Here is an 11,590-nt window from a genome sequence, read left to right as displayed (position 1 = left end):
ATCGGCAAAGGCCTGTTGAATCAATGCGTGCGATACTGATTGTTTAGTATCGTCTGCTTTGGACGCGATTGACTTGGATGCAATCTCTTCAGCACTCACCTGATAATATCCTCCATGTGTTCAATGCGAGGAGAAACCCACATTGGTAAGCCGATTCTAGGGGTGAGGATGATTAAATCAAAGCGGCATTGTAAATGGGCGTAGTTTGGATGGTGGCTTAACCATGTTTCAGCAGCTGATTGTAGTCTGGCACACTTGTCCGGGTGCACAGCCAGCAGGGCTGACTCATAGGTTTGATGGGCTTTTACTTCAACAAAAACCAGTAATTCATCGCGTTTGGCGATGATGTCCAGTTCACCACGAGCCAGACGGATATTACGTCCTAAAATAGTATAACCGCGGCGCTGTAGATAGCGGACGGCACGATCTTCACCAGCTTGTCCCAGTTTGGTGCTCATGTAAGGAGAGGGGGATTCAACAAGGGGAGTAGTTGTGTAGGGAAACGCTGTTCTCTTGCAGGATGCAGTGCATCAGCATCTTCTTAGTTGTTGCCTGTAATCAGCGCATAGGCGCGGGATTTGGCTACACCGAGCATATTGGCGACCGCTTTTGCGCGAGCTGAGGGCGGTAGGGCTTGCATGGCGGGGCTGGCTAAACATTCAATAATTTGTTGATCCGTAAGTTCCACAGCGGCCTCCGTGGCAGGGCCAATCAATAAGACAATCTCTCCGCGTGGTGCATGTTGTTCAAAATGGCTGATGAGTTCTGTGGCACTGCCAGCGACGAATTCTTCAAATAGCTTGGTTAATTCACGGGCCACAACCAGTTCACGGGAGGCATCCATACAGGTCTGGATATTGCGTAGTGTACTTAACAGGCGGTGTGGTGATTCCAGGATCACGACGGTTTCATCCGAACCATTGATGCGGTTGAGCGCCTGCTGACGGGTTTTGCCACTGCGGGGTAAAAAGCCGGTAAAACGAAAATGATCCGTTGGCAGTCCCGCTGCACACAAGGATGTAAGCACACTGCTGGCACCGGGAATCGGGACAATACGAATACCTTCAGCACGCAAGCCGCGCACCAGTCGATAACCGGGATCAGAAATTAATGGCGTACCAGCGTCAGAGATGAGTGCGATGTTTTCGCCCTGTTGCAAACGTGGCAGCAGGGTTTGAATCATGTTGGCTTCATTATGTTCATGCACTGCAATCATGGCTGTGGTGATGCCATAATGTTGCAACAGTTTACGGCTGTTGCGTGTGTCTTCAGCGGCGATGATGTCAGCCTGCTTCAGTGTTTCGACGGCACGATAGGTCATATCGGCGAGATTTCCGATAGGCGTGGCGACGACGAACAGTTGGCCGGATGTCGATTGATGTTTAGGCTGCGAATCCATGTTGTGGACACGTTATCTTCCTACCCCTCCGGCTGCAATGCCTATCATGATGCTAGTTGCTATGGGGGTGCTGTTATTACTCAGCGCCTGCCAACCCAAAACGCCGACTGAGACGGCGAACAGACATGCTGTAAAAGGTGCTGAATCGGTCTCTCGTATGGCCGTGGCTCCTGAGAGTGTCGCTGAAATAAAATATTTGATGCAGCAGGCACGTGATGGTGGCGACATTGAACATGTGTTTCAGGAGTTGGAGCGATTGATGCTGGATCCCTCTCCTGTTGTGCATCAGGAGGCAGCATTTCGCAGAGCCCAGTTGATGCTGGCCGGTAACCGACCTGATGCGGCGAGGGTGATGCAAGCAACCATGGATGCATACCCTGATCATGCTCTGGTGCCGTATGCCTATGTTTGGAAGGCGCGCTGGTGGATGCAGCAAGATGATGCCAACGCTACGCTGGCGAGCCTGAGAAAAGCACTTGTTCATCCACGTTTGACCCGTGAGCTGGTGGATGAAGTGTTCGATATCGGCCCTGCCATTGTCCAGTATGCAGACGAGGGTGAAGCGATAAGCTGGCTGTTGTCGGCAGCGCAGATAGATGTGTCAGGACGTGATAGCTGGTTGAGAATGGCCGCTCGCCGTGCTTCGTTGGATACCATCGATATGTTGATGACAAACGGTTCCTTATCGCCTGATATTCTACCTGCCTTTTCACTGTATGCCGGACGCGCCCATTTGATGAGTGGCGATATGGTCGGGGTAAATAAAATTGCCAGCTCCTTGTCGAAATTGATGCCGGGTAGTGCAGAGAGTCGGCAGCTTCAATCCTGGGCTGCTGGAGAAATCAGTGCTGCAACAATCGGTGTGCTGCTCCCATTAAGTGGTAAATATGCCCGTTTCGGGGAGCAGGCGCTGCGCGGTGTTCGCATGGCTTTGGCTGCAACGGAGTTTGATCAATATATTACGCTACGCGTAGAAGATACCGGTTCGAATGCAGAGACGGCAATAAAAGCCTACCGCAAGCTGGCCAATGAATCGGTCAATATTATTGTTGGCCCACTGTTGGCTGAAACGACAGAAGCTATCGCGCCTTATTTGAAGTATGGCATTCCAGTCATCAGCCTGACCGGTCGAACCCATCTGGCACATAAATCAGATGCGTTGTTTGTGCATACACTTTCACCATTGGCTCAAATTGATGTGATGGCCAATTATGCATGGAAACATGATGCGAAGCGCATGGTTGTGATCGCTGCGGATGGTGAAAGCCAGAAAGAAGCGGATATGTTTGTTGCTTCATTTGAATCGCTTGGTGGTGAAGTCATTGAAACACTGAAAATGGAGCGTGGAACGTTGGATTATCGTGACGTTTTGAATCAGCTGCGTTTTGAAACAGATGATGATCAGCTCCTGGCTGAGTTGGATGAAGAGTTGAATGTCTTTTTGCCTGAGATGGAGATGGAGTTTCGTGTGCCTGTGAATTTTGATGCAATCTACCTAGCTTTAAATGGTAAGCAGATTGCGCTGTTGGCGGGGCAGTTGGCCTATGCTGATATTTCAGGTGTGCCGTTGTATGGCAGTAGCCGTTGGCAGGATGGCCATCTGTTGGATGATCGGGGACGATATTTGTCGCGGGCGCGATTTGCTATCTCCAATCTGTCACAAGAGATGGATCATAAAGACCCTGCTATCCGGCAATTCAATCAAGTACATCGCAGTGTATGGGGCGATGAAAATACATCGCAATTGATGAGTCTGGCATATGATACAATGCGTATTGCGACGATGATCACGAGTCGTTTGGGGCTTGAAAAACAGGCTCTGTTTCGTGAGTTGCGCGATCCGGATGGTTTCCCTGCTATGACCGGACACGTGTTGTTCGATGCTTCCGGGGTTGGACAAAAACAGTTGGATATTTTTAGTATTAAAAAGGGAAAAATTGTTCCTGCACGATAAACCTGTGTCTGCGAATCAGTCGTTGACAGAATGTAAGCACCTGCATGCGGACTATCTGATTATTGGTAGTGGCGCTGCTGGTTTGTTGGCAGCCAATCGACTTGCTGCACATGGGCAGGTGTTGTTGGTGAATAAAGGCAGGTTTAAAGATTCCAGCACCTGGAATGCGCAAGGTGGGATTGCCGGTGTAATGTCGGAGAGTGACTCTTTCGATTCGCATGTACAGGACACTCTGGATGCCGGTGTGGGACTTTGTCATGAGGATGTGGTGCGTGTCATTATTGGACATGGTCGTGAGATTATTGATGAGCTGGTTGAGATAGGTACTGCTTTCGATGAGGAAAACGGCGCATTGCACCTGACCAGAGAAGGGGGCCATAGTAGTCGGCGTGTGGCTCATGTTCAGGATGCAACAGGGCGAGCGATTAGCGAGGCGCTGCTGGCACAGATTGCTCCGCATGCCAATGTGACACGGCTTGAAGAGCATGTCGCCATTGATTTGGTAACGTCAGTATCTACAGATGCCGGTCAAAAGCGCTGTGTTGGTGCCTATGTACTGAATCCAGATGGTGAGGTGATTACGATTGCAGCCGGGCAAACCATTTTGGCAACCGGCGGTACAGGTAAGGTCTATCTCTATACATCCAATCCCCATGCCGCGACCGGCGATGGCATTGCAATGGCGTGGCGTGCCGGTTGTGCGGTGATGAATCTTGAATTTATCCAATTTCATCCCACCTGCCTGTATCATCGTGAAGGCTCCAATATGTTGTTGTCCGAGGCTCTGCGGGGGGAGGGTGCGCATATCGTAGATGCTGATGGGCGCCGTTTCCTGTTTGATTATGATGAACGCGGAGAACTGGCTTCACGCGATATTGTCGCACGTGCGATTGACCATGAGATAAAAAAACAGGGCGTTGATTGCATGTATCTTGATGCCCGCCCGATAAACGCGAATCTTATTCTGGATCACTTTCGTAATATTCACAGTCGTCTGCTGGCGTTGGGTATAGATTTAACTCAGGAGCTTGTGCCGGTGGTGCCTGCGGCTCACTATATTTGTGGTGGCATTCAAGCGGATGTGACTGGTAAAACGAGTTTGGATGGTCTGTATGCGATTGGAGAAACCGCATGTACGGGATTGCACGGTGCCAATCGACTGGCCAGCAATTCGTTACTTGAATGCCTGGTCATGGCTGATGGTTGTGCTGCTGATGTGATCAAGCAGCCAGTGCCTCCTGCCTGTGAAATAGCGAATTGGGATGACTCAGGCATTGTACCGGAAATCGAACGTATTCAGATCAAACAGAACTGGGATGAAATCAGGGCTACCATGTCACACTATGTTGGTATTGTGCGTTCTGATGAACGTCTGCGCCGTGCAGCTCGCCGTCTGCGTATTATTCAGGATGAGATTGCCTCCTATTATTGGAAACATCCGGTGAGTCAGGATCTTCTGGAACTGCGTAATATCGCTTTGTTGGCCGAATTGATTATACGCAGTGCTGAGCAGCGCCTTGAGTCTCGCGGGCTACATTACTCCACTGATTATCCTCAATCCTCAGCAGTGGCATCGGATACTGTGCTGCGGCCAGAGCACTGATGTCAGAGAGAGGGCTTCTTGTTCACCTGCACGGACGTGTTCAGGGTGTCGGTTTTCGCTATCATGCGCGCCTTAAGGCACGAGAACTGGGCCTTCGAGGTTGGGTGAGAAACAGGGCGGATGGCAGTGTGGAGTGTTGTATTTGTGGTGATGCACTGCCCATGCAAGCTATGCAGGATTGGCTGAGGCGCGGGCCCGTGGGTGCAAGCGTCGATGCTGTAACATTTGTACCGCTTCAGATAACAGGATCACTGAGCGATTTTAGTGTGCGTGATGTTGATGTAAGTCATGACAGATGCGACAGGGTGTAAGGGGTAATAATGCGTTTCAATGCACAACAGGAATTTAATCATGAGCAGCCGGTTTCAACAGGGGTGTTGTTAACCAATCTTGGTACTCCGGATGCGCCCACAACAAAAGCTGTACGGGCCTATCTCAAAGAGTTTCTTTGGGATCCGCGTGTGGTAGAACAACCGCGCTGGCTCTGGTGGTTGGTGCTAAACGCTGTTATTTTGAATGTGCGCCCAGCCAAATCGGCGGCAGCTTATCGTAAAGTATGGACAGATGAGGGCTCTCCACTGTTGGCGATTGGCAAAAATCAGCAGAAAAAACTAGCCGATAGTCTGCGCGAAGCCGCTGGCGACCATGTGCATGTTGAGCTTGCGATGCGTTATGGTAATCCATCAATCCAGGCCGGTCTGGAAACCTTGCGATCAAAAAACTGCAAGAAAATTATTGTGTTGCCACTCTATCCACAATATTCCGCGACTACGACAGCATCTACATTTGATGCTGTATCCGACGTGTTGAAGTCATGGAGGCGCGTTCCGGAGCTGCATATGATTGACGCGTATCATGATCACCCGGCTTATATTGAAGCATTGACCCAGAGTGTGCGAAATTACTGGGCAGAACATGGTAAACCTGAACGCTTACTGATGAGTTATCACGGTATTCCTGAACGTTATTTCAAAAATGGAGACCCCTATCCCTGTCATTGTCGAAAAACAGCAAGGCTGTTGCGTGAGCAGCTGGAGCTGGATGAAGAGAGCTCCTTTGTATCATTTCAGTCGCGTTTTGGCCGTGAGCAATGGATGCAGCCATATACCGATGCCACGTTGAAAGCGTGGGGTGAGGAAGGGGTGAAATCTGTTGATGTGATTTGCCCTGGGTTTGCAGCAGATTGCCTGGAGACTATCGAAGAGGTGGCCATGGAAAATCGTGATTATTTTCTCGAGGCGGGCGGTCAGCAGTATCGTTATATTCCTGCTTTAAATGATGGTGATGCGCATATTAAGGCATTAAGTCAGATAGTGATGAAACATCTGGGGTCATGATCATGCCTGCCAAGGGTTGGCGCAGGCGTGCTCTGTTACTGTCCGATCAGGTGCACAATGATTTTATTTGCAGCGTAGGCGCTAGCACCTTTTTTTAGCAGGACTTTACCTTTGTTCTGTGCCATCAAAATGTTGCGTAGATTGTTTGCAATGTTTTTATAGGTTTCGTTGTAATAAAAAATAGTAGTTTTTTTGCTTAGATGCATCGATTTGGTCAAGGCAGGGAAAGTAGGTCTAAATTTATCCTCTTTGATAGATTTTATAATACTGTTTTGCAATGCAGTAGGTATGTTATTTAAATAGATTTCCACGCTGGCAGAGGCATTGCTTGCTCTGCTTTTGTCAGCAGGCTGGGGGATCTTGGCGCTAGCCCTTGTTTTTGAATGAGATGCTTTAGCTCTCTTTTGTGCTTTTTTTAATGCGGAAGACTGGCTGCTGATTTTGTCATCCATGCGTTTGATTTGCCTTTCTAATTCACCCATACGGATTTTCGATTCTTTGAGTTTTTCAGTTAGTGTTTCATTTTCATGTTTTAATTCAGCCTGGTTTTTAATGGCGAGTTCAGCATCTACAAGCTGTTGAATCGTATTCATTTGAATATCAGTAATATCATTTTTAGCCAGTTGTAACTGATCGCGTGTGTCTCTCAGGCTACTTTCCAGATTGGAAAGATTATTTTGTCTGTAGTTGACGATGCCAGAGGCCAGAGAAAGGATGAGAGCCGTGATAGCAATAACCATGGGAAAGCTTAAGCCGATCTTTGCCGTGATTTGATTATCCGCTGACATATTTTTCCCCTAGAAATCTAGTTTGTGTGTTGTGGATGCTAACAATCATGCAATGATATCTGCAGGTAGGCAAAAAAAAACAGCCCGGCTTTCACAGGACTGTTTTTTTGGAATAATGTGTTTAGCGACTAACCAGATGTATTTCTGCCCGACGGTTTTTCTGACGGCCTGCATCGCTGTTGTTATCGGCAGCAAAATCTGCAGCACCGAATCCCTGCGCTTTCACGATGTTTTGTGGTAATCCTGCGTTAATGAGTGCTCCTGCCACATTATCCGCACGCGCCTGACTCAGTGCCAGGTTGGTTTTGTAGGGGTGACGTGGGGTGTGCCTGCTGCGGGCATAGCCACCGATAGGTTCATCATCAGTGTATCCACGCACTTCAATCGTTTGCTCACGGTCTTTGGATAGAAATTTTGCAGCCAGTCGTTTTAGTGCTTTCCCCGAATCTGATGTCAGTGCCATGTGGCCGGATCGAAATGAAACGGTCACCCATAAACGGTCTATTGGAATTGCTTTTTGTGTGGGGGCTTGCTGTTCTGCTCCAAGAGCACGGGCTTTTTCAGCTTTTTTGCGTGCAATGTCATCTTTGAGCTGTTGTAACGAACCACGCAGAGCAGAAATTTCTGTTTCTAAGCGATTGTTTTCAGAGGCGAGTTTGTCGTTACTTGCCGGAACAGCGACTTCCGGTTCATCCGTGTTAAAAATTGAATCAATAGTGCTACAGGATGACACAGAAAACAGTAAAAAAATCAGAAAAAACCTGAACTTGTGCATGAAAAGAAACTCCCTTTATAGAACCCTAACCAGCGGATAGTAAATCACATATTTGATGCTATCAAGTAGATAGTTCAATGCATAAGGGCTTTTGCTCCTGCATGTTGATAAAACATATTAAGTGATTGATAGTTCATGTTATGATGCCCGCTCGTTGTAAGTGTATGGAGAGTTTTATGAAAGCCTTGATGATCATTTTTGCGTTGTTTGTGGGTATCTCGTCGGTGCAGGCTGAAACCCGATATATCGTAGATCAAGCCAAATTGCCGTTGCGATCCGGACAAGGTACCAGTTTTACTATTGTGAAAATGCTGCCCAGTGGTGTCGCTGTAGAGGTGCTTGAGCAGTCCGAAGCGGGTTATACGAGAGTGCGCACACCTCAAGGTAAAGAAGGCTGGATTTTAAGTCGGTATTTGATGAAGTCTCCTGCCGCCAGAGATCGCCTGGCCTGGGCTGAGAAAGAGTTGAGCCAACTGAAAAGTTTAAAGCAGGCTAAACAAACACTCGAGTTAGAGCATGCAAAGTTAGGCGTGGAAAATAAAGCAATCCAGAAAGAACTGGATCATATCCGCAAAGTAGCAGCCAATGCAGTGATTATTGCAGATGAAAATAAGGCTTTGCAGGTCAGTGCACAGAATGCTGAAAGGGCCTTGGAGGATTTACGTCAGGATACACATGATATCCGTAGTGGGGCCCAACAGCGCTGGTTTATGCTTGGTGGTGGCGCGATTTTACTTGGCATATTGCTGGGTTTATTGGCGCCGCATTTGAAATTTCGCCGCAAAGAGCGTTGGGGTAGATACTAGCCAGTAATGCACAAACGTTGCAGCGCCGCTGCTTATCATTGATCTGCCAAGGGCTCTCGTCGGCCGTCCGTAAATATGGGTGCGAACGCTCCTCGTAACCCGTTGCAAACATAGGTCCTGCGCAATCATCATGCCGGTTTATGAATCATACGGGCCAGTCTGTTCTATTTCGGGCTAGCCTCATGATCAGTTTGGGTTAGGATTCGCAAATGGCTATTGTAAATCGTCGTGCGCGGCATGAATATCATATTATAGAAACCTATGAAGCAGGCATGATTCTGCTTGGCCCTGAGGTAAAGTCGATTCGTGCTGGGCAAGCCAGTCTGAATGAGGGGCACTGTATTATCCGTAAGGATCGCTTGCTGTTGATTGGCTGTCACATTAATCCTTACAAGCCGGCCGCGATGAATAATCCTGCGGATCCAACCCGCTCGCGCGAGCTGTTGTTAAAGGCTAAAGAAATTCATCGCCTGATGGGTAAGCTTAAAGAGAAGGGGCTAACGCTTGTACCCCTGAAAATCTATTTTAATGAACGCAATTATGTGAAGCTGGAAATTGGTCTGGCTCGTGGTAAAAAAGCACATGATAAACGCCATGATTTGAAAGAGAAGGATGTTAAACGTAATTTACAGCGCCAATATAAAATGTAATGGAAGATGTGATGGTTAAAAGAATGGTAAAGCCAGCACAGCATAACGGATAAATTTTCCTATAGTGACCAGAACCAGGAACGTAATAAGGTTACATCGTAACAGACCTGCAATAAGACATAGTGGGTCGCCAATGATGGGCAACCAGGCCAGTAATAACGATGCTTGACCATGACGATGAAACCACACTTCTGCCCGTTCAGTCTGCTCGGCTGAAATACGTAACCATTTTTTATGTACGGCTTGATTACCAAGGCGTCCCATAGCATAGGTGATGCAACTGCCCAATACATTGCCGGCTGTGGCGATGAATACGAGCGTGATGGCAGCTCCCCCTTCATTTAAACGGTAGAGTAGTAGTGCTTCTGATCCGCCGGGAAATAACGTTGAAGAGATCAGTGCTGAGAAAAAAAGTGTCCAGTCCATTTAACGCCCTTGTTGATGAGTGTTTGCAGACTTCAGAATCTATGTCCATGTATGGGTACAAGCCAATCATGTGTTATCCTTTCTGCATGATGTATCTCTTTTCTAGTGAATTAGGACAAATTCATTATGCGTGGGATGGCTGCTGCTGTACTCGCCTTATGTTGCAGCAAGAGCCGGGTGCCCAGGATGAGACGTTGCTATTGCCGCATGCTGATCCGGTATCTGAATGGCTTGAGCATTATTTCAATGGGGATATGCAAGCATTGCCGCCATTGGCTCCTGCTGCGACGGTATTTCAGCAGCGTATGCGCGTGGCGCTGTTGAAGATACCCGTCGGTGAAATGCGTACCTATGGTGAAGTAGCTAAGGCATTGCACACTTCACCGCGCGCAATGGGGCAGGCTTTAGGGGCAAATCCATTGCCTGTTATGATACCTTGTCATCGTGTGGTTGCAGCGGACGGATTGGGTGGATTTGCCTTTGGATCACTATGGAAACAGCAGCTGTTGAGTCTTGAGGCAGCAGCTTCGATGTAAAGAGCTTGGAAAGGTGCAGGTGGCACGTGTAGCGTTTGCAACATCCCTAATGAACTATTCAGAGGGATGATAAATATGATGGACTATAAGGATTTAACATGGCGCATTCCGATGTAAAAAAAGCTGTTCTGGCCTATTCCGGGGGGCTCGATACCTCAATTATTTTGAAATGGTTGCAGGACACCTATGATTGTGAGGTGGTGACCTTTACCGCTGACCTTGGTCAGGGCGATGAAGTAGAAGAGGCTCGCGCTAAGGCCATTTCCGGTGGCGTAAAATCGATCTATATCGAAGATCTGCGTGAAGAGTTTGTGCGTGATTATGTCTTTCCGATGTTTCGTGCCAATGCTATTTATGAGGGTGAGTATCTGTTGGGCACTTCCATCGCCCGTCCATTGATCGCTAAGCGCATGATTGAAATTGCTGAAGCGGAAGGTGCGAACGCTGTTTCGCATGGAGCAACAGGTAAGGGTAATGATCAGGTACGCTTTGAGTTTGGTTTTTACGCCTTGAAGCCTGATGTGAAAGTGATTGCGCCATGGCGTGAGTGGGATTTGGTCTCGCGTGAAGATATGTTGAACTTTGCTAGCAAACACGGCATTCCGGTTGAACGCAAACGCGAAGGCTCCAAATCGCCATATTCCATGGATGCCAACCTGCTGCATATCTCCTACGAAGGTTATGACCTCGAAGATCCGTGGTGTGAGCCCACTGAAGAGATGTGGCGTTGGAGTGTGTCGCCTGAAGCTGCACCAAACACGCCTGAATATATCGAACTCAGCTATCAGTCTGGTGATATTGTTGCGATCAACGGTGTTGCGATGACACCTGCAACAGTGCTTGCCGAGCTGAACCGTCTGGGTGGAAAACATGGTATTGGCCGCATTGATATCGTTGAAAACCGTTTTGTCGGTATGAAATCACGTGGTTGTTATGAAACACCGGGTGGCACCATCATGCTCAAGGCACATCGTGCTATTGAATCGATCACACTCGATCGTGAAGCTGCACATTTGAAAGATGAGTTGATGCCACGTTACGCCAAGATGATCTATAACGGTTTCTGGTTCGCACCTGAGCGTGTCATGATGCAGGCAGCGATTGATGCATCGCAGCTTACCGTCAATGGTGACGTGCGCCTTAAGCTTTATAAAGGCAATGTCGAGGTTGTGGGGCGTCGTTCTGATCAATCCATGTTTGATGAGCGCCTCTGCACCTTTGAAGATGATGAAGGCGCATATGATCAAAAGGATGCGGGTGGCTTTATTAAGCTTAATGCATTGCGTCTGCGTATGGCAAAACTGGCAGGTAAATGA

Annotated in this window: 13 protein-coding genes; 8 read left to right on the top strand and 5 right to left on the bottom strand. The window is 48.2% G+C overall.

Annotated elements, in window-relative coordinates; genetic code table 11:
* Window positions 1–95: 95 nt before the first annotated feature.
* Both D8Y20_RS06775 and rsmI read right to left on the bottom strand, forming a co-directional pair.
* Window positions 96–458, bottom strand: a complete 363-nt coding sequence (locus tag D8Y20_RS06775; RefSeq protein ID WP_121542287.1) for a YraN family protein — start codon at window positions 456–458, stop codon at window positions 96–98.
* Between the two features lie 83 nt (window positions 459–541).
* The gene (gene rsmI / locus D8Y20_RS06770; protein WP_121542286.1) at window positions 542–1,399 is read right to left on the bottom strand and encodes a 16S rRNA (cytidine(1402)-2'-O)-methyltransferase; all 858 of its coding nucleotides are present in this window, start codon (window positions 1,397–1,399) and stop codon (window positions 542–544) included.
* Between rsmI and D8Y20_RS06765 the strand changes: the two genes are divergently transcribed.
* From D8Y20_RS06765 to hemH, 4 genes are read left to right on the top strand one after another with little or no spacing between them, the layout of a single operon-like run.
* Window positions 1,398–3,353, top strand: a complete 1,956-nt coding sequence (locus tag D8Y20_RS06765; protein ID WP_121542285.1) for a penicillin-binding protein activator — start codon at window positions 1,398–1,400, stop codon at window positions 3,351–3,353. The genes rsmI and D8Y20_RS06765 overlap by 2 nt on opposite strands.
* Window positions 3,280–4,956 (top strand): L-aspartate oxidase, encoded by a 1,677-nt coding sequence (gene nadB, locus D8Y20_RS06760; protein WP_121542284.1) that lies wholly within the window; start codon window positions 3,280–3,282, stop codon window positions 4,954–4,956. Before D8Y20_RS06765 ends, nadB begins: the two co-directional genes overlap by 74 nt.
* Entirely contained in the window at window positions 4,956–5,267 is a 312-nt protein-coding gene (locus D8Y20_RS06755) for an acylphosphatase (protein ID WP_121542283.1), read from the top strand. Before nadB ends, D8Y20_RS06755 begins: the two co-directional genes overlap by 1 nt.
* Before the next feature lie 9 nt (window positions 5,268–5,276).
* Entirely contained in the window at window positions 5,277–6,293 is a 1,017-nt protein-coding gene (hemH, locus tag D8Y20_RS06750) for a ferrochelatase (RefSeq protein WP_121542282.1), read from the top strand.
* Window positions 6,294–6,328: 35 nt separating this feature from the next.
* On the opposite strand, the gene D8Y20_RS06745 is transcribed toward hemH, so the two are convergent.
* Window positions 6,329–7,081 carry a hypothetical protein gene (locus tag D8Y20_RS06745; RefSeq protein WP_236075308.1) on the bottom strand — a complete coding sequence of 251 codons (753 nt, stop codon included), beginning with the start codon at window positions 7,079–7,081 and terminating at the stop codon, window positions 6,329–6,331.
* Window positions 7,082–7,202: 121 nt separating this feature from the next.
* Window positions 7,203–7,814 carry an OmpA family protein gene (locus tag D8Y20_RS06740; protein ID WP_236075307.1) on the bottom strand — a complete coding sequence of 204 codons (612 nt, stop codon included), beginning with the start codon at window positions 7,812–7,814 and terminating at the stop codon, window positions 7,203–7,205.
* Window positions 7,815–8,032: 218 nt separating this feature from the next.
* Here D8Y20_RS06740 and D8Y20_RS06735 point away from each other — a divergent pair, with 218 nt between their 5' ends.
* Both D8Y20_RS06735 and smpB read left to right on the top strand, forming a co-directional pair.
* The gene (locus D8Y20_RS06735) at window positions 8,033–8,662 is read left to right on the top strand and encodes a TIGR04211 family SH3 domain-containing protein (protein ID WP_121542280.1); all 630 of its coding nucleotides are present in this window, start codon (window positions 8,033–8,035) and stop codon (window positions 8,660–8,662) included.
* A gap of 209 nt (window positions 8,663–8,871) precedes the next feature.
* Window positions 8,872–9,312: an SsrA-binding protein SmpB gene (gene smpB / locus D8Y20_RS06730; protein WP_121542279.1), complete on the top strand. Its 441-nt coding sequence runs from the start codon at window positions 8,872–8,874 to the stop codon at window positions 9,310–9,312.
* 15 nt (window positions 9,313–9,327) lie between these two features.
* On the opposite strand, the gene D8Y20_RS06725 is transcribed toward smpB, so the two are convergent.
* On the bottom strand, window positions 9,328–9,738 hold the full coding sequence (locus D8Y20_RS06725; RefSeq protein WP_121542278.1) for a YqaA family protein: 411 nt from the start codon (window positions 9,736–9,738) through the stop codon (window positions 9,328–9,330).
* 86 nt (window positions 9,739–9,824) lie between these two features.
* Here D8Y20_RS06725 and D8Y20_RS06720 point away from each other — a divergent pair, with 86 nt between their 5' ends.
* Together D8Y20_RS06720 and D8Y20_RS06715 are read left to right on the top strand one after the other, a co-directional pair.
* Window positions 9,825–10,274 (top strand): methylated-DNA--[protein]-cysteine S-methyltransferase, encoded by a 450-nt coding sequence (locus D8Y20_RS06720; protein WP_121542277.1) that lies wholly within the window; start codon window positions 9,825–9,827, stop codon window positions 10,272–10,274.
* Between the two features lie 98 nt (window positions 10,275–10,372).
* Window positions 10,373–11,590: an argininosuccinate synthase gene (locus D8Y20_RS06715; RefSeq protein WP_121542276.1), complete on the top strand. Its 1,218-nt coding sequence runs from the start codon at window positions 10,373–10,375 to the stop codon at window positions 11,588–11,590.

The sequence above is a fragment of the Mariprofundus sp. EBB-1 genome (assembly GCF_003665155.1).
Classification (GTDB): Bacteria; Pseudomonadota; Zetaproteobacteria; order Mariprofundales; family Mariprofundaceae; genus Mariprofundus.
Note: the sequence above shows the minus strand (reverse complement) of the source record. Positions and strands in the feature narration are given on the sequence as shown.

What these genes read in the sequence shown, in the direction of transcription:
- D8Y20_RS06765 (WP_121542285.1), top strand. Translation starts at nt 1,398, where the DNA reads ATGTTGTGGACACGTTATCTTCCTACCCCTCCGGCTGCAATGCCTATC.
- D8Y20_RS06775 (WP_121542287.1), bottom strand. Translation starts at nt 458, where the DNA reads ATGAGCACCAAACTGGGACAAGCTGGTGAAGATCGTGCCGTCCGCTAT.
- D8Y20_RS06720 (WP_121542277.1), top strand. Translation starts at nt 9,825, where the DNA reads ATGATGTATCTCTTTTCTAGTGAATTAGGACAAATTCATTATGCGTGG.
- hemH (WP_121542282.1), top strand. Translation starts at nt 5,277, where the DNA reads ATGCGTTTCAATGCACAACAGGAATTTAATCATGAGCAGCCGGTTTCA.
- smpB (WP_121542279.1), top strand. Translation starts at nt 8,872, where the DNA reads ATGGCTATTGTAAATCGTCGTGCGCGGCATGAATATCATATTATAGAA.
- rsmI (WP_121542286.1), bottom strand. Translation starts at nt 1,399, where the DNA reads ATGGATTCGCAGCCTAAACATCAATCGACATCCGGCCAACTGTTCGTC.
- D8Y20_RS06715 (WP_121542276.1), top strand. Translation starts at nt 10,373, where the DNA reads ATGGCGCATTCCGATGTAAAAAAAGCTGTTCTGGCCTATTCCGGGGGG.
- D8Y20_RS06725 (WP_121542278.1), bottom strand. Translation starts at nt 9,738, where the DNA reads ATGGACTGGACACTTTTTTTCTCAGCACTGATCTCTTCAACGTTATTT.
- D8Y20_RS06755 (WP_121542283.1), top strand. Translation starts at nt 4,956, where the DNA reads ATGTCAGAGAGAGGGCTTCTTGTTCACCTGCACGGACGTGTTCAGGGT.
- nadB (WP_121542284.1), top strand. Translation starts at nt 3,280, where the DNA reads ATGCTTCCGGGGTTGGACAAAAACAGTTGGATATTTTTAGTATTAAAA.
- D8Y20_RS06745 (WP_236075308.1), bottom strand. Translation starts at nt 7,081, where the DNA reads ATGTCAGCGGATAATCAAATCACGGCAAAGATCGGCTTAAGCTTTCCC.
- D8Y20_RS06735 (WP_121542280.1), top strand. Translation starts at nt 8,033, where the DNA reads ATGAAAGCCTTGATGATCATTTTTGCGTTGTTTGTGGGTATCTCGTCG.